The following is a 16671-nucleotide window of genomic DNA, read 5'->3' as shown; positions in this document are numbered from 1 at the left end:
GCGGTGCTAATCGACCGTCGCGAGACAGCTTTCCAGGACTTGCGTTTGCCGTGACGCGTTCAAGGCTCGCCTGAAAGCCGCGTCGACTGCCGCTGCTGCATCGTCCCACGTCGTTGATTTGACGCTCTCCGCAGCGATCTGTGACAGAGCATTGAAATCGGCCATCTGCATGAGGTCTTCCAAAGCCGAAGCCAAGGCGTGAGGAGTTGGAGATGTGTAGCGGACGTACGGATTGTCGAGCACGATGCGATTGTGCTCGGCATCATTGACGACCGGAACGCAACCTGCGGCGAGCATTTCATGCGGAACCAGGGACACATTGGTAAAAGACAAGCAGATTCCCGCGAAACACTGATTATATATCTCGTTGAGCTTGGCTGGGCTCACCAAGCCATGGTTGATGCAGTTGAAGGTCAGGCCCTCCAGCTTCTCACCAAACAAATGTATCTGGGCATGGGGTTGCCGTTTGGCGAATAGCTCGAGAGCTAACAGCCCGAGCTCGGTCCCGCGCCGGGGCGTTCCGGTTCTCACATAAAATGCGACTCCTGAACGTCGGGACACCGGGTCACGATGGTAGCGTGACGTATCACAGCCGAACGGAAAATGGTCCGCATCCATGCCGTACTCACGCGAGAGCTTTTGCGCCAGCCACGCTCCCGCTGTGATGCCATGGAATCCCATTCGGTAAGTATTCTCTGCGATCACGCTGTACGCGCCGACAGGCTCGAAATATGGTTCGAAGTCCTGGACAAAATAGAAACGCTTCCCGGCACAGGCCGCATTGAACGCGACATAGGCAGTTGGCCAACTTGTCGCGACCACCGCGTCAGCGTCCGGCATTCCATTGCGAATATCACTTATCGGACACGTCAGCCCGTAGTGTTCGCGCGCGACGCCCTCGAAATACTTCTGGTCGGCGCCATGAATGTGATAGAAAAAGATCCGATTGTCGTACCCGGCTTTGTCAAGATACTTGATGATCCTAAAACAGGTTGTATGGCCTCCGGATCCGGGTCCCGTCGGCGTCGTCACCCAGTTAATTGAAATCGGTTCACCCGATCTCATTCTGGGTATCGATCTTGGGAGGGGTCGACTGAGGTCGGCGGCCAAGATGTCTTCGGGCAGCACAGGCCAGGCAATTCGCTTGGGGCGCATCCACGTTGCGGCTGCGGTTCTGACCCGTTTAGCGAGTCCCTGGTGGCCTTCTGCCAACAAGATATTCGTCAGCTGCCGCCCGCGACGAGCTAGCTGGATTCGAGCGGAACTTAGAGGTGACCTTGCCATAGCCTTCATGCCGCTTTTATTACCGCGTGGCGCGCGCCGTACTTTGCAAGGCCACGGATCAAATCATAATATTGCACAATCTGAAATAGATTAGGACATCACCGATATCGCGCAACGTAATTCGCGCTTAACTGACACGCCGGCGATCAACCTCGCTGCAGTCAAGCCACTTTACTCGAAAAATCCCTTGCACAGCCAAACGCTTGGAGTTACGAAAACCAAGAATTCGATTATTATGGTAAATACGCTTATATTAAAATTTAACTCGCGTGTATTTATTTATTTTGATATAATTTCAATTGTCAAACGAGCATATAGTGGATGGCCGGAGTGTGGACGAACTCTCTACCAGGTAGCTGGATCGGCCTGACCGCAGTGCCCAGCTCAAATACCGGTCTAGGCGGAAGTGTACAGCCGGCTCGCGCTGAAGCCCCGCCCGCTGGGCCCGCCCGGAAGCCGCCGCTGGTCAGGCGTGACATCTCAGTCGGTCCAAGCGCCAAGCGCACGACGAAGCTGACAATCAGCCTGCTCTATTATCTGGCGCGAGGACTGTCACGATTTGTGCTGGGACTAGCAGGACGTTCGCCGGCCCCCAAGCTGGTCATCCTCTACTATCACGGCATACCCGACGCCTATCGATCGAATTTCGTACGCCAATTGGAGTCGATCCGACGCAAGGCTCAGGTCTCACCGGCATCGCACCGTGGGAGCTTGCCTTCGGGTAAAGCCAACGTCGCGATTACATTTGACGACGCGTATGTCAGCGTCGCCAAGAATGCTTTGCCGGCGCTTACCGCACGCGGGTTTCATTCGACAATTTTTGTTCCAACCGGCACGTTGGGCGGGCCTCCACCTTGGTCGATGGAAGATGGCAGCCCCGACTCCATCGAGACTGTGATGTCGGCCGAACAGATCGCAACGCTGCCATCGGCGCTTGTCACCGTTGGGGCTCACTCCCGCACCCACCCTCGCCTCTCGCGTTTGGCTCCTGGAGATGCCCGGGAAGAGATCGAGGGCTCGCGTCACGAGCTTGAAGACCTGACGACACAAGATGTTCGTCTATTCGCCCTTCCTTACGGCGATCATGATTCCTCAACGATCGATCTGTGCAGAACGGCTGGCTATGAAGCCGTCTTCACCACCACCCCCGCCCCCGTGGATACGACTGGTTCTGACTTGGTCAGAGGGCGCGTGAAGGTTGATCCGTTCGACGGGCGTCTGGAGTTTTTTCTGAAGTACAACGGCGCCTATGCCTGGGCGCCATACCTTTCCGCATTGAAGAGGAGGCTGAAGAACCACAGATCATTTTCGGCGGATCAGAAATCTGCTCTCAGACCGTTCGTAACCTACAGGCGACCCAAGCAGTCATGAACCAGCCGCCCCGTTCATCGACGACCAGCAAGCTCCACAGTTTTCGAGATATTCCCACGCAGCTGCAGCAGTCCGAAGTGATGCATCCGCTAAACAGTTCGATGTCGAACAAATCGGCGGCCGCGGCAGTGATCCATCCTATCACCTTCGCGGATGTACCAGCGGTGGCGAAGTTTCTGCATGCCGAGCTGAATACGCGCATCACAAGCGCCGAGTGGGAGGCCGCAATCACCCCGCCATGGAGGTGCAGCCCGCCAAACCATGGCTTCCTGCTGCGTGCAGGCGAACGGATCGTCGGCGCTTATCTGGCGTTCTATTCCGAGCGGAGAATAGATGGCCAAACCGAGCGGTTCTGCAATCTTGCCGCCTGGTGCGTGCTTGACGAATACCGAACGCGCAGCGTGTTGTTGCTCAACGCACTGCTCGCGCAGAAGGGCTACCATTTCACTGATCTCTCGCCGAGCGGAAACGTGATACCGCTCAATCTCCGGCTGAAGTTCTCCCACCTGGATGCGACGACCGCCCTTGTCCCGAATCTGCCATTTCCGCTCGTATCACAGCGGGTGCGCGTCATCTCCGAGCCGCAGGAAATCGAGCGTACTCTGCATGATCGCGACCTGGAGATCTATCGCGACCACGCGCGCGCGGCTGCGGCACATCATATCGTGGTCGTTGAAGGCAATTCGACCTGCTACGTCATGTTCCGCAGGGTCCGGCGCAAGAACCTTCCAGTGTTTGCTGCGATCTTGTACGTCGGCAATCGAAAGCTGTTTCACAAGGTCGCAATGTACGTCGCGCGCCATCTGCTGCTTCGCCACGGGATCCTGGCGACGCTGACGGAGCTGCGCGTCGTAGGCGATCGCCCGAGGCGATCGATCATGCTGAAGTCGCCGAGACCAAAAATGTTTCGGAGCGCGACCTTGCGCCCGGAGCAGATCGACGACCTCTATAGTGAACTCACCTGCGTAACGTGGTGAACGGAACAGGCGGGTCGGACATGGGTCAAACGATGATACGGACGAGTTTGCATCACCTGCTCCAACATCGCGCCGCCTCACATCCAGAGGCGCCGGCGCTGACATATAGAAGCACGACCTTGAGCTACGCGGAGTTGTGGCAGCAGGTTTGCTCGGTGGCCGCAAAGCTCGCCAGCCACGGCCTCGAGCGGGAGCAGCGCGTGGCGGTGTTTCTGGAGAAGCGTATCGAGACGGTCGCGGCAATATTCGGCATTTCCGCAGCCGGCGGGACCTTCGTGCCAATCAATCCCCTTCTGCGTGCTCACCAGATCGCACACATCCTCGCCGACAGTGGCGCGCGCGTGCTGGTTACCTCCTCCGAACGGCTGGAGTTCCTTGGCGATGCGCTTAGCACGAGCCCTAGTGTCGAGCACATCCTGCTCGTTGACGCCGGACCGCACAATATCTCGCGTAACATAGGAGCGGCGATCCACCGCTGGCCGCAGTCGTCTGCTTCTGAAGATCAGGGCCCGACAGGAAACGCCGCCATTGATCTCGATATGGCTGCGATCCTCTACACGTCGGGCAGCACGGGCAAACCCAAAGGCGTCGTGCTCAGTCACCGAAACCTGATCGTTGGCGCCGAGAGCGTGAGCCAATATCTTGGGAACAATGCCAACGACGTCATCCTGGCCGCTCTGCCATTAAGCTTCGATGCCGGATTTAGCCAACTCACCACCGCCTTCAGCGTCGGTGCGCACGTGGTGCTCATGAACTACCTCCTGCCCGGCGACGTCGCGCGGCTCTGCGCCCGGCATGGCGTCACAGGCCTGACCTGTGTGCCGCCGCTGTGGATCCAGATCGCCGAGCAGGACTGGTCCCCCGAGGCCACGCGAACCATGCGATACTTCGCAAACACCGGCGGGAAGATGCCCAAGCCTGTCCTTGACAAGCTGCGGGCCCACTTCCCGCAAGCCAAGCCGTATCTGATGTACGGCCTGACCGAAGCATTCCGCTCCACCTACCTCGAGCCAGCGGAGATCGATCGCCGGCCCGGCTCCATCGGCAAAGCGATTCCGAATGCCGAGATCCTCGTGGTTCGGCCCGACGGCACCAGGTGCGATCCGGGTGAAGAAGGTGAGCTGGTTCACCGCGGCGCCCTAGTTGCGATGGGTTACTGGAACGACCCGGAGCGCACGGCCGCACGATTCCGGCCGGCGCCGGGACGGGATGCCTCATGGCGAACGCCCGAGATCGCAGTCTGGTCCGGCGACGCCGTGGTGACCGACGACGAGGGCTTCCTTTACTTCGTCGGACGCAAGGACGAGATGATCAAGACCTCCGGCTACCGAATAAGCCCGACCGAAATCGAGGATGAGGCCTACGCGACCGGGCTCGTTCGCGATGCGGTAGCGCTCGGCGTGGAGGATGGCAATCTTGGCCAGCGCATCCTGCTTGTCGCGAGCCCTACTGGAGCGAATGGCACCGATCATACCGCCATCATCGCCGCAATGAAGCGCAGATTGCCGCTCTACATGGTGCCCTCGGCCGTCATCATCCGGGATGAAATCCCGCGATCGCCAAATGGCAAGTTCGACCGCGCCATGCTGAGAAAGGAGTTTGCCTCTTGGCCCTGCGACCAACCATAGCCGCGTTTGGCCAGATCGAGGGTCAACTCGCCGTCGGTGGCGTCCCACTCACTCGGCTGGCCGAGCGGGTCGGCTCCACGCCGTTCTTCGCGTATGATCGCGCGTTGCTCACCGATCGGGTCAAACTGCTCAGGTCAACGCTCCCGCGGCGCATCAAGTTGAGCTACGCAATCAAGGCCAATCCAATGCCTGCGGTGGCGCAGCATCTCGCGACGCTGGTGGACGCCTTCGACGTCGCGTCGGCATCCGAGATGCGAACGGCGCTCGACACGCCGATGCGCCCGGCCAATGTCAGTTTTGCCGGCCCCGGCAAGAACGAGGCAAGCATAGCGCAGGCCGTTGCCTCGGGTGTCATCATCGAAATCGAATCGGCCACCGAGGTTGCGCGAGTCATCAAGGCCGGCGAGCGGCTAGGGGTGCGCCCGCGGATCGCAGTCCGCGTGAACCCGGACTTCGAGGTGAAGGGTTCAGGTATGCGCATGGGCGGGGGTCCGCAGCAGTTCGGCATCGATGCCGAAAAGGTGCCATCTCTGCTCGCCGACATCGCGGCCGCGGACGTCGAGTTTCTGGGATTCCATGTCTTCGCCGGGTCCCAGAACTTGAGCGCAGATCTCATTTGCTCGGCGCAACGCCGCACAGTTGATCTCATTCTGGAGTTGGCCCGGAAGTCGCCGCCGATCCGCTACGTTAACCTCGGCGGCGGACTCGGCATTCCCTATTTTGACAAGGATCACCCGTTGGAGCTGTCGGCCATCGCCGGCAACCTCGCGGAGCTACTCGAGACTGCCATCGAGCCACAGTTGCCCGAGGCACGAGTGGTCATCGAGCTCGGCCGCTACATTGTCGGCGAGTGCGGCGTCTACGTCACCCGCGTCGTCGATCGCAAGGAGTCGCGGGGACGCCAATACCTGGTGGTCGACGGCGGACTGCACCATCAACTCGCCGCGTCCGGCAATTTTGGACAGGTGATCCGGCGAAATTATCCGATCGCGGTCGGTAACCGGCTTGGCAATGAAGCCGAGGAAGTTGTGAACGTCGTCGGCTGTCTGTGCACCCCGCTGGATTTGCTCGGGGACAACGTCAGCTTGCCGCGAGCCGAAATTGGCGATTTGATCGTTCTGTTTCAGGCCGGCGCCTACGGGTTAACAGCCAGCCCCACTGCTTTCCTTGGACACCCGCCGCCGGTTGAAGTGCTTGTATAGGCTTGAGCAATTGGAGAACAAAATGAATATTGATGATCGCACGTTTGAAGCCGTCAAAGCCGTTATCGTGAAGACGCTCGGCATCGAGGACCGGGCCAGCACGCTCGACGCGTCGACGCCCCTGTTCGGCAGCATGCCCGAGCTTGATTCCTTTGCCGTGGTCGTACTGCTGACTTCGCTCGAGGAGCAGTTCTGCTTCGAAGTCGATGGCAGCGAGTTCAGCGGTGAGATTTTTGAGACCGTGGGCTCCCTTGCGGAGTTCGTCAGGATGAGGACGCCCCTGCCGGTCCACTAAACCAAGCGGCCGATCGTCTCTCACCTGCCCTGATCGCGACGGTCAAGCGCCAACCAACTACAGGCATCCGCTCGAAGTCTTCCCCCGCAAGAAACTGTCAATGCCATGTTGACGGTTTCTGCTGCGGCAGGCGTGCACTTATGACGTCTTCGAGCGAAGTAGAGGTCGGTTCGCGTCAACAAAATGCGTCAAGCCAAAACTCCGGGAATCTCTAGGGTTCGCGAATGGACTCATCCAATCCACGAAGCAACGGATAGAGGAAATAGGATATCACGCTGCGCCGTCCGACCTTCATTTCGGCGGTCACCGCCATGCCCGGAATAAATTGAGCGCGCTCTTCCGGCAGCCGAAGGTGAGTGTCGGACAGGTCGACCAATACGCGGTAATAGGGTGCGGTCGCGTGGCGCGCACCTTCGGCTTTCGGATCCGGCGGGAACGCGTCCTGACTGATGACGTGCACCTCGCCCTTGGCCGTCCCGTATTTCTGGAACGGGAAGGCATCAAACTTGATCCGCACGGGCTGGCCTACCGAAACCCGACCGATGTCCTTGCCCTCGACATTGACCTCAGCCCGGAGCGGCTCATCGCGGGGGACAAGCACAAACATCGGCTCGGCCTCACGGGCGACCGAACCGACTGTCCGGCTTGCAATATCCAGCACGATCGCATCGGCCGGCGCCTTCAGCACGATTAATTGCCGGCGAAGCTCGGCCTTCTTGAGGTCTTCGGAGGCGCTGTCCCGCTTCGCGAGCATCTCCACGAGGTCCTGATAAGCCGTCTTGCGAAACTCCTCGCCGTAGACCTTCTGGTCTGCCTGGGCCTTATCGAGCCGATGCTCATAATCGGCCATATTGCCGCGAGTACGCGCCAGATTGCTCTCAACATCAAGACGAGCGTCACGCGAGAGCAGCAAATTCAGCTTCGAGCCAACTTCCTTATCCATCAGCGTCGCACGCATGACCTCGATCGACCTCATCGTCTCGAGCCGCTGAACGAGCACCGCCTCTTCGTTCTGTGCAGTCTTCAGGTTCGCGCGAGCAGAGGCGATCTGCGCGCCGTAGTTTTCCATCTGAGCATCGTAAGTCGCTTTGCGCTGCAGGAATATCTTGCGCTGCAGGACCTGATCGGCGTTGATGGACTGCCCGATGACATAGTCCTCACTATTCACTTCGGCCTTGAGACGGTCGATCCCGGCATTGAACACCCCAACCTTGCCGCGCAACTGGTCCAGATCCGCTTGCGAGAATGTCGGATCGAGCGTTGCCAGCAGGTCTCCGCGATTGACCCGGTCGCCTGGCCTGACATGTATCTCGCGGACAACGGAGGTTTCGAGCGGCTGAACGACGAGATTGGGGCGCGTGGTGACCAGCTTGCCCTGGGCCGTCACAATCATGTCGACCTGCGATCCCGATGCCCAGCCGATCGCGGCGAGTATCAACGCCAGGACACAATAGAGCGTCATGCGGGCGATGCGCGGTGGAGCCCGATTCTCGACCTCAATCGCGTCGGATTGGAATTCCGTCACCACCGGAGGCCGGTGTCTGGCGGGTCTGAACAGCGCGCGTCGCCGCCGTTCGGTCATCGGCGCTTGAGTGCTTGCATCGCCGCGGGATTTCTCAGGCTTGGTCATGCGACCTGCTTCGTCTGCTGGTTCCATAGATGCCGGTAAATCATGCACTTCGACAGCAACCGATCGTGATGATCGACGTCGACGATCCTGCCACGATCGATCACCAGGATCTGGTTTGCGTCTGAGAGCATCGACAGCCGATGCGAGACGATGATGACGGTCCGTCCCTCGGCGATGCGGCGGAGATTGCGCCGGATAATCAACTCGCTTTCGGAATCGAGCGCGCTCGTCGCCTCGTCTAGGATCAGGATGCGGGGGTTAACGATAAGCGCCCGGGCAATCGCAAGGCGCTGCTTCTGTCCGCCGGACAGATTTGAGGCATCCTCCTCGAGCATGGTGTCGAAGCCGCGTGGAAGCCGCTCGATGAATTCATCGGCGCCCGCAAGCTGCGCTGCGCGGACGACCTCGGCAAAGGTCGCGTCGCGCTTCACGCAGGCAATATTGTCGCGAACAGTGCCGCGAAACAGGAAGTTGTCCTGTAGTACCAGTCCGAGATTCTGGCGCAGATGAGTGAGATCGAGCTCCCTCGAATCGTATCCGTCGACCCGCAGCAAGCCCTGCTGCACCGGATACATCCCGGAAATGAGCCGCGTCAGCGTGGTCTTGCCGGAGCCGCTTCGGCCGACGATCCCGAATATCGACCCCGGCGTGATGGAGAAGGAGACGTCATCCAGCGCCGGCGCGCCCTCCGATCCGTAGCGGAACGAGACATTCTCGAAATCGATCTTGCCGGCGAACTCGGGCCGCAGCCCCTCGCGATTGCCGTCGCGTTCGGGCTTCTGGTTCATTACCTCGCCCAGCATCTTCACCGCCAGGGCAACTTCTTGATACTCGTGAACCATTGTCACCATTTGGACCAGTGGTCCCGACACGCGTCCTGCCAACATGTTGAAGGCGACCAGCGCGCCGATGGTCATCTCGCCGCTGAAGACGTCCAGCGCTCCAAGCGAAATGATGCCGAGCGTCATCATCTTCTCGAGAAAACCGGTGGTAGACTGGGCCACGGCAGAAATCTTCTCAACGCCGAACCGCATTGTCACTGACTGCGCGCAGCGATCGTCCCAGACCCTGCCCTGCAGCGGTTCCATCGCCAGCGACTTCACCGTACGCATGCCGTGCACGGTCTCGACCAGCAGAGCCTGCCGCGCACCTTCCGCCTGGTAGAGGTTATAAAGACGCCGACGGAACGGTCCCATCAGGAGCACGACGACCATGCCGCTGGCCGCAGTGAAGGCAAGCACCATGCATGTCAATTTGAGACTATAGAGCGCCAGCACCGGAAGGAAAACGAACAGGGACAGCGCGTCGAGTGTCGTCAGGAACAGACGACCGGTCAGGAACTCGCGAATTCGCGCTGCCTGTTGCATATGCTTGACCAGGATGCCGGCCGAAATGTGCTCAAAGAAGGTCACGGGCAGACCGAGGAGATGACCGAACGTCTTGGTTGCGACACGAATATCGACCTTGTTGGTCGCATAAAGCAGAATATAGCGTCGCAGAAATCCGAAGATTGCGTCGAACGCCAGCGCGGCAGTCGCGCCGCCCGCCAGCACATAGAGCGTGGTAAAGCTCTCATGCACGAGCACCTTGTCGATGACGAGCTGGAAGAATATCGGGATCGCAAGACCCAGTGCATAGAGCATAATGGCAGCGATCGCGACGTCGACGAACAAGCGCCATTGACGCGCCAATTCGGGAATGAACCAGCGTAGCCCGAACGTCGGACGATGATCCGATGCAAGCCGCTCGCGCTTGATCAGGACGGCGTCGCCGCCCCAACTGGTACAGAACTTATCCCTAGCGACGATCAGAGGCTCATCCCGGCGTTCGGCGAGCGGATCGAACACACTGACCGCTTCGGCGCCATCGGCCCCATGACCTGCCCCGAGAACCACGATCCAGTTGCCGTTTGAAAGTCGGAGCAGCGCCGGATAAGCCTCTCCCAACCGAAACAGCGCCCCCCAATCGAGATTCGTAGGCGTTGCGCGCAGGCCAGCCTCCTTCGCTATGCGCAGCAACCGGGTCGTCGAGACCGGGGTCCCGTCGATGACATAGGTGTGCTTGAGGCGTTCGACCGGCAGGTCAACGCCGTGATAGGCGGCGGCCTTTGCAAGGCATTCCAGTTCTGTCCGCAATGCCGGACGCAGGGCCTCATCAGCGCTCACAGGCGGAGCTCCCGAGCCCGTGACTTCGGCTTCAACGGAAATTGCTTGAGACATTTGGGGACCGAGGGCTGCCAGACGGATCGCGTTCTGCCGTAATAGTGTGAGACTGGCCAGGAGGGCTCGGCTGGTTGCGCCGCACCGCGCCGGCGTCGATCAACCCCTGCAGCGCCTTCTGCATGACCTCGACCGAGTTCGCAAACGACTCCACTGAAAAGATCAGCCTCTGCTGGAACACCCTCTTCGGCGCATTGTTGGCATCGCGTTCGGTCGGCGAAAGACTGACCAGGTCAACCCGGACGATCGATCCGCCAACGGTGATCTCCTCCACTCCGTCAGTATAAAGTTCGGCATGCATCGAAGCCTCCAATGCTGCGAACTCGATCTCGAATCGCGCGTCGGCCTGCAGCCAAGGGTTCGACGCCGACGATAGTCACGGATCCAGGGCGGCCGCTCGCTTCAAAGCCGGCCTGTTGTTGCTTCGATATCCGTCCGACACTCACGGAAAAATTGCAGGGCGCCGTAAAACCGTGCATCGGAGCGGTCAAAACAGACAACCCGGCTCTTGTGTCAGCATCTCCGACACCTGAAATCACCACCAATATTTCTGCAAATAAATAAATATCGCGGCGAATTAATTGTCAATTGATTATCTCTCAATTCGGCATCCGTGTAATTATTACGATTAATCTAGGTCCTCCCGCAAGCTGAAGTTCCTTCAATTCGATCGGCAATCCTGCTTTCCGCGAATGACTAAGCAAATATCCGTCTCGCCCACGTCAAGCATGAACAGATTCCCGTTTTGAGAACGATTATGCCCCGCCTCGCCTGCCGGCGGGCTCCCCGGCACCACCGAAATTAACTAGAGCGCATTTAATTCATTTGAACGAGGGTGATTTTTCAGTATATTTTAAATACAGGGCAGCATGGCATTCGGCGGCCATACCAAACTACGCTGGCGGCTGGCCCGGCGAGATTAACAAGCGGCAGAGGCGAACGGAATGCTCCAGACCAATATGCTGCAAACTGACAGGCTCCGCGCACCTGCCTTCAATGATGAAGCCGAAGGCGGCGGCATCGGCGAAATCATCAGCGCCGCCCTTGGATTTCTCTGGCGGCAGTACCTGGTGCTCATTCTTGCAGCCGTACTCGGATTGACCGCTAGCCTGATCTATCTGCTGATCACGCCGCCGACCTATACCGCCCAGGTCCAGGTCATGCTTGAGAACGCGAAGACACAGTTCATCCAGCAACAATCCATTCTGGCAGAGCCGGCCTTCGACCTCACCTTGTTCGAAACGCAGGTCCAGGTCCTCAAATCGAAAGCAATGGCGATCAAGGTCATCAATCAGCTCAAACTCGCCGACGACCCAGATTTCAAGCAACCGCCCCCGTCCTCGCCCTCCCACTGGCAGCGGCTTCGCGCGGCCTTGTTGCCGTCGCCGCCGGACGATCTGCAGCCCGCTCCGACCGGCGAGCCACTGGAAGGGATCGTCACTACGTTTCAAAAGCGCACGGTGGTGGACCGGATCGGTTTCAGCAACCTCATCGAGATCAACTTCAGTTCGAGCAATCCAATACGAGCTGCCCAGATCGCCAACGCAATCGCGAAAGTCTATCTCGCCGATCAGGAGAAAGCGAAGCTGGAGACAAATCGCCGGGCAAGGACTTGGATGCAGGAACGACTGCAGGAGCTCGGAGAGCAGGCGCTCGAGGCTGAACGCGCTGTCAGCGCCTACAAGTCCAAGAACAACTTGATTTCCACTGGGGGAAAGCCGATCGACGATCAGCAGATCACCGATCTCAGCAGCCGATTGGTCGCCGCTCGTGCGCAGACGTCCGATGCTGCAGCCAAGCTGAACCGTTACGAGGCAATTTTGGAGGCCAATCCGGCAAACTCGCCGTCGATCGGCAATTTGGATGCAGCGGGCAGCGACGCACTAAGTAGCCCCATCATCACCAGCCTTCGCCAGCAATATCTCGAACTCGAGCGACGCGTAGCCGAGTGGGTACCACGATTTGGCCGCGACCACGCCGCGGTCGTCAACTTGCGAAACCGGATGCGCGAGCTCCGCGGCTCTATCCTTGACGAGGTCAAGAGATATGCGGAGACGAGCCGGAGCGAATTCGAGGTCGCCAAGCAGCGACAGCAGGAGATTGAGAAGCAAATGTCGGGGGCCGTGGAGCAGTCCCGCTCGACAAATCTGGCTGAGATCACGATCCGCGAATTGGAAAGCAAGGCAAAAAGCTTGCGCAGCCTGCACGATACATTCCTGCAGCGCTACGTGGGGGCAGCGCAGCAAGAGAGCTTTCCGATCGCGGAGGCCCGGGTGATGAATCTCGCGGTGCCGCCGCAGAGCAAGAGCAAGCCGAAGGGCGCAATGGTCATGGCGCTGGGCCTGGTCGGCGGCCTCGGCTTGGGCCTGGGACTGGGCCTGTTCAGGGAGATGATGGATCGGGTCTTCCGCACGTCCGCGCAGATCGAATCGACGCTGGGACTGCCTTGCCTGTCACTGGTGCCGGCGTTGCGAGCTAAAAGGACGTGGGCTTGGAGCCTCGACCACGACATGCGGCGGCGGAGAGTTTCCAGCAGTTCAACGTTCCACGGAACGGTGGTCGGCAAGCCATTATCTCGGTATGCCGAGTCGATCCGCGCCATCAAACTCGCCATAGATCTCAATCCCAGCAAAGCCTCCAATAAGGTGATCGGTATCACCTCCACCCTGCCGAACGAGGGGAAGACGACGATTGCTGCCTCGCTCGCCCAGCTCATCGCCCATAGCGGCAAGAGCTGCATCGTCGTCGATGGAGATCTCAGGAATCCGTCACTTTCGGCCAGTCTTGCCGCGAACGCGACCACGGGTATCGTCGACGTCATCAGCCATAACAGATCGCTCGAGGAGACGATCTGGCGGGATCAAAAGACAAACCTCGCGATTCTCCCGGCGGTCAGCCCAATGCCGGTGCTCCACACCAGCGAAGTGTTGGCCGCGGACTCGATGCGCAAACTATTCGATCAGCTACGCTCGACGTATGATTACGTCATCGTGGACCTTCCGCCCCTGACCCCGCTGGTCGACGTTCGTTCGACGACAACCTTCATCGACTGTTACGTCCTGGTGGTGGAATGGGGGCAGACGAAGGTGGAGGTCGTCAAGCATGCACTGCACACGGCCCCGAATGTTTACGAGTGCCTTATTGGGGCGGTTCTCAACAAGACCGACATCAAGGCAATGTCGCGCTATGACACGCAATGCAGGGACTACTATCGGGACGAGCACTATATCCGCTACGGGCTGACCGGCTCAAACTGACCAATTCATACCCCGCCAAGGATCATGGGCGCAGCGCCCTGTTCCATCATGTTGCAGATTAGCAACAATCACCGATTGCCCTTCAGGTAACCGCGATGATTCTCTGGTCTGAATCACGTATAAATGTACTTTGTACATACTTGGAATTCATACTCGGACGACACTTGGGGAGTATTAGCCATTATCGCGCTGCCAGGATGCGGGAGGATTGTTGCTGTTCTCCTGGCGCTATCTAGCGCCGGGTGCATCATCACGCCTGGATCCGGGCCATTGTCGATGGACGTCCGATCGGCCTCGGAAGGACTTGAGGCCGCCGCCCTCCCCTACGCCCTGGTCAAGCTGACACCCGAGGTTGTCGAAGTTCTCGGCCGCTATACACCAAGGCTGTCCACGGCCTTTGCCGCCAAGACGCCTCCCAAGGCATTCCGCTTCGGCGTGGGCGACACGGTCAGCATCACCATATTCGAATCCGGAGCTGGCGGCCTCTTTACCTCCGACGCCGGCGTCCGCGCCGGCAACTTCGTCACGGTTCCAAACCAGGCCGTGGACGAGAAGGGTTATATTGCTGTTCCCTACGCAGGCACCATCCGGGCACTGGGCCGCACCCCTTCGGAGATTCGCGACGAAATCACGGACAAACTCAAGGGCCGAGCCCTCGAACCACAAGTTATCGTGGCTTTGGCCGAGCAGAACACGTCGTTGATCAGCGTCCTTGGCGACGTGCGGGCCGGAGGCCGCTTCCGCGCCAGCCCGTCCGGTGAGCGCGTTGTCGATGCCGTCGCGCGCGCCGGCGGCCCCATAACGCAAGGTTATGACATGTGGGTGTCGCTCGAGCGCACGGGACACCGGGCAAGCGTTCCGTTCGGCGCACTGATGTACGAGCCTTCCAACAATATTTTTGTGCTGCCGAACGACATCATCTATCTCTACAGCCAACCGCAAACCTTTGTCGCGTTCGGCGCGTCCGGCCTTCAGGGGCAATTCAAGTTCGACGCGTGGCGTGTTTCGCTAGCCGAGGCGGTCGGCAAGCAGGGTGGCATGAACGATGGATTGGCTGATCCATCCTCGGTCTTCCTGTACCGGGGCGAAACGCGGGAAGTGGCCAAGGCAATGGGCGTCGATTGCGGGCCCTTTAAGGGCCCGATCATTCCCGTCATTTATCTGATCAATTTCCGCGATCCGTCAGGCTATTTCCTCGCTCAAACCTTTGAGATGCGGAATAAGGATGTCGTCTACACGTCCAACTCGGCGTCAGTCGAGACCACCAAATTCCTGACCTTCCTGCGAACGATCATGGCCACCGTAAACGACCCGATCATCTACGCCACCAACGCCTACGCGCTGAAAGCCGCTGCCGCCGGCACCGGATCAACCACGGTCATCACGACTCCCCAGCCGATTACCACTACCAGTCAATAGTGTGCGGCGGCGACGCCGAGCCGACATGATCACAATCCCATCTGCTTCGGGGCGGCGCAGTCAGGTCGCGACTTATCTCGATCGGCCAGCATTCTTTACCGATTGCCTACCGGTTGAACCGCATCCGATGCCGGTAAGGACATAGACCCAGCAACCGTCGGCCTGACGATGCTGATCCGACTCCGTAGCTGCTGTACGTGCTGACCTGATGTCGAGGATTTGTCGCCCTCCAGGATCAGGCGCGTTGCCGGCCCTTGGAGCCACTCTCGCTGATCCGAAACTCTTCGATCTTCTTTCCTGATTTCATCGCCGCGACAAGCCACCGGGGTTGCTTGCCGCGTCCCGACCAGGTCTCGGAGGTCTTCGGATTGCGGTACTTTGGGAGCACTCTCGGATACTTTCGTCGCGGCTTTTCGCCTCGGAGCGTACGAGCACCACCCGAATCCGGCATGTCGGCCACGCCCCGACTGAGAACTGCCAGCCTCTTCTCAAGTTCGCGCTTCTCGGCCTCCATCCGGGCCGACAATATCGCGCTGATCTTCTCATGAAGTGACCAGAGATCACCAATAGACATGAACTTGAGTTCGAGTTCTTTCCCCCACATGCGCTTGTCCCCGGCGCCGCCCATATAATGAGCCGTCATATTTCCGTGTTTAATTTGCAATAAAGGAAAAACCAAGAATTTACTAAGGCAAACTTTGGGAAAATCGGTCATTTGCACAATTTTGTGGGGACAAGCTACTCCAGAAGACGTACCAAGCGAGGACAACTCGCAATCGAATATATTGCGCGATTCAAAAGCAGGTAGATGGCGCGGCCTCGCGCAGGCTGTTGGCAGGGAATGCGGACCACTGGCGCAATCTCTCTCACGCCTTTCCCCCGAAGCGCTCGCCTCCCAGGCAAATGAGCGGCCGCAACCGGCAGCGAAGAACTTCAGCATCTCTCAAGACGAGACGTCGACCTCGATTTGAGCCTTGAGGCCCGGACGTCCGGCAGTGCCGCGAATCCCATGAAAATCGGCGCGAGAACAACCTCATTAAACATTAGGTCGTCATCGCCCTTTCGCCCAAATACATGAGCCGCATTTAATTACATGGCCGCATATTTAATTCTCGACTAACAGATGGAATGATATTAAACAATAATTAATCTGTGACCGGCCTGTCGCATTGCGGCCTGCGGGAAGGTGCCATGATCGGGGTAACCATTGCGAGGGCGAGCCTGCAATCGCGGCGGGATGGCGCATCGAGATGCACGAGTTCGCGAACCGGCACACGCTTGGTCGCGAACTCACGATCCCCTGGCGCGGGCATGCAATCGCCCGATGCCGCTCGGTATCCTGACATCGAAGCCGCCATTGCAGGACCTGCCCGACCCGACCTCTGTCGC

The 16671-nt window shown here is 59.0% G+C and carries 12 protein-coding genes; 7 read left to right on the top strand and 5 right to left on the bottom strand.

The genetic code is table 11. From position 1 onward, the window contains the following. Window positions 1-6: 6 nt before the first annotated feature. Window positions 7-1065 carry a rhamnosyltransferase WsaF family glycosyltransferase gene (locus tag J4G43_RS17825; RefSeq protein ID WP_225004951.1) on the bottom strand — a complete coding sequence of 353 codons (1059 nt, stop codon included), beginning with the start codon at window positions 1063-1065 and terminating at the stop codon, window positions 7-9. A 780-nt stretch (window positions 1066-1845) separates the two neighbouring features. Here J4G43_RS17825 and J4G43_RS17820 point away from each other — a divergent pair. The 5 genes from J4G43_RS17820 to J4G43_RS17800 are packed head-to-tail and all read left to right on the top strand — an operon-like array spanning window position 1846 to window position 6757. Then, complete coding sequence (locus tag J4G43_RS17820; protein WP_167768074.1) at window positions 1846-2655, top strand: polysaccharide deacetylase family protein; 810 nt, start codon at window positions 1846-1848, stop codon at window positions 2653-2655. After that, a complete protein-coding gene (locus J4G43_RS17815) occupies window positions 2652-3632 on the top strand; it encodes a hypothetical protein (protein WP_228411354.1) in 981 nt (326 codons plus the stop codon). The genes J4G43_RS17820 and J4G43_RS17815 overlap by 4 nt, the downstream gene beginning before the upstream one ends. Before the next feature lie 20 nt (window positions 3633-3652). Then, window positions 3653-5260, top strand: coding sequence for an acyl-CoA ligase (AMP-forming), exosortase A system-associated (locus J4G43_RS17810; RefSeq protein ID WP_208085786.1), 1608 nt, complete (start codon window positions 3653-3655; stop codon window positions 5258-5260). Then, window positions 5239-6462 carry a pyridoxal-dependent decarboxylase, exosortase A system-associated gene (locus J4G43_RS17805; protein WP_208085785.1) on the top strand — a complete coding sequence of 408 codons (1224 nt, stop codon included), beginning with the start codon at window positions 5239-5241 and terminating at the stop codon, window positions 6460-6462. The genes J4G43_RS17810 and J4G43_RS17805 overlap by 22 nt, the downstream gene beginning before the upstream one ends. Window positions 6463-6484: 22 nt before the next feature. Further along, a complete protein-coding gene (locus tag J4G43_RS17800) occupies window positions 6485-6757 on the top strand; it encodes an acyl carrier protein (RefSeq protein WP_208085784.1) in 273 nt (90 codons plus the stop codon). A gap of 211 nt (window positions 6758-6968) precedes the next feature. Here the strand turns inward: J4G43_RS17800 and J4G43_RS17795 are convergent, their stop codons facing one another. Genes J4G43_RS17795 through J4G43_RS17785 form a run of 3 tightly spaced genes read right to left on the bottom strand, consistent with a single transcriptional unit; the run spans window position 6969 to window position 10907 of the window. Next, the gene (locus tag J4G43_RS17795) at window positions 6969-8387 is read right to left on the bottom strand and encodes an HlyD family type I secretion periplasmic adaptor subunit (protein WP_225004945.1); all 1419 of its coding nucleotides are present in this window, start codon (window positions 8385-8387) and stop codon (window positions 6969-6971) included. Next, window positions 8384-10534, bottom strand: coding sequence for a peptidase domain-containing ABC transporter (locus J4G43_RS17790; protein WP_135216964.1), 2151 nt, complete (start codon window positions 10532-10534; stop codon window positions 8384-8386). The genes J4G43_RS17795 and J4G43_RS17790 overlap by 4 nt, the downstream gene beginning before the upstream one ends. Window positions 10535-10583: 49 nt before the next feature. Continuing rightward, window positions 10584-10907: a hypothetical protein gene (locus tag J4G43_RS17785; protein WP_135216957.1), complete on the bottom strand. Its 324-nt coding sequence runs from the start codon at window positions 10905-10907 to the stop codon at window positions 10584-10586. A gap of 643 nt (window positions 10908-11550) precedes the next feature. Here J4G43_RS17785 and J4G43_RS17780 point away from each other — a divergent pair. Then, on the top strand, window positions 11551-13863 hold the full coding sequence (locus tag J4G43_RS17780; protein WP_135216958.1) for a polysaccharide biosynthesis tyrosine autokinase: 2313 nt from the start codon (window positions 11551-11553) through the stop codon (window positions 13861-13863). A gap of 276 nt (window positions 13864-14139) precedes the next feature. After that, window positions 14140-15282, top strand: coding sequence for a polysaccharide biosynthesis/export family protein (locus J4G43_RS17775; RefSeq protein WP_135216965.1), 1143 nt, complete (start codon window positions 14140-14142; stop codon window positions 15280-15282). Window positions 15283-15517: 235 nt separating this feature from the next. Here the strand turns inward: J4G43_RS17775 and J4G43_RS17770 are convergent, their stop codons facing one another. After that, the gene (locus J4G43_RS17770) at window positions 15518-15886 is read right to left on the bottom strand and encodes an H-NS histone family protein (RefSeq protein ID WP_135216966.1); all 369 of its coding nucleotides are present in this window, start codon (window positions 15884-15886) and stop codon (window positions 15518-15520) included. Window positions 15887-16671 lie beyond the last annotated feature (785 nt).

This window comes from Bradyrhizobium barranii subsp. barranii (assembly GCF_017565645.3).
In the GTDB taxonomy this organism is placed as follows: Bacteria; Pseudomonadota; Alphaproteobacteria; order Rhizobiales; family Xanthobacteraceae; genus Bradyrhizobium; species Bradyrhizobium barranii.
This window is presented reverse-complemented; position numbering and strand designations above follow the sequence as displayed.

Excerpts from the sequence above, each read along its gene's own strand:
- J4G43_RS17825 (WP_225004951.1), bottom strand. The coding sequence starts at position 1,065 with ATGAGATCGGGTGAACCGATTTCAATTAACTGGGTGACGACGCCGACG.
- J4G43_RS17815 (WP_228411354.1), top strand. The coding sequence starts at position 2,652 with ATGAACCAGCCGCCCCGTTCATCGACGACCAGCAAGCTCCACAGTTTT.
- J4G43_RS17810 (WP_208085786.1), top strand. The coding sequence starts at position 3,653 with ATGGGTCAAACGATGATACGGACGAGTTTGCATCACCTGCTCCAACAT.
- J4G43_RS17800 (WP_208085784.1), top strand. The coding sequence starts at position 6,485 with ATGAATATTGATGATCGCACGTTTGAAGCCGTCAAAGCCGTTATCGTG.
- J4G43_RS17795 (WP_225004945.1), bottom strand. The coding sequence starts at position 8,387 with ATGACCAAGCCTGAGAAATCCCGCGGCGATGCAAGCACTCAAGCGCCG.
- J4G43_RS17785 (WP_135216957.1), bottom strand. The coding sequence starts at position 10,907 with ATGCATGCCGAACTTTATACTGACGGAGTGGAGGAGATCACCGTTGGC.
- J4G43_RS17780 (WP_135216958.1), top strand. The coding sequence starts at position 11,551 with ATGCTCCAGACCAATATGCTGCAAACTGACAGGCTCCGCGCACCTGCC.
- J4G43_RS17775 (WP_135216965.1), top strand. The coding sequence starts at position 14,140 with ATGGACGTCCGATCGGCCTCGGAAGGACTTGAGGCCGCCGCCCTCCCC.
- J4G43_RS17770 (WP_135216966.1), bottom strand. The coding sequence starts at position 15,886 with ATGTGGGGGAAAGAACTCGAACTCAAGTTCATGTCTATTGGTGATCTC.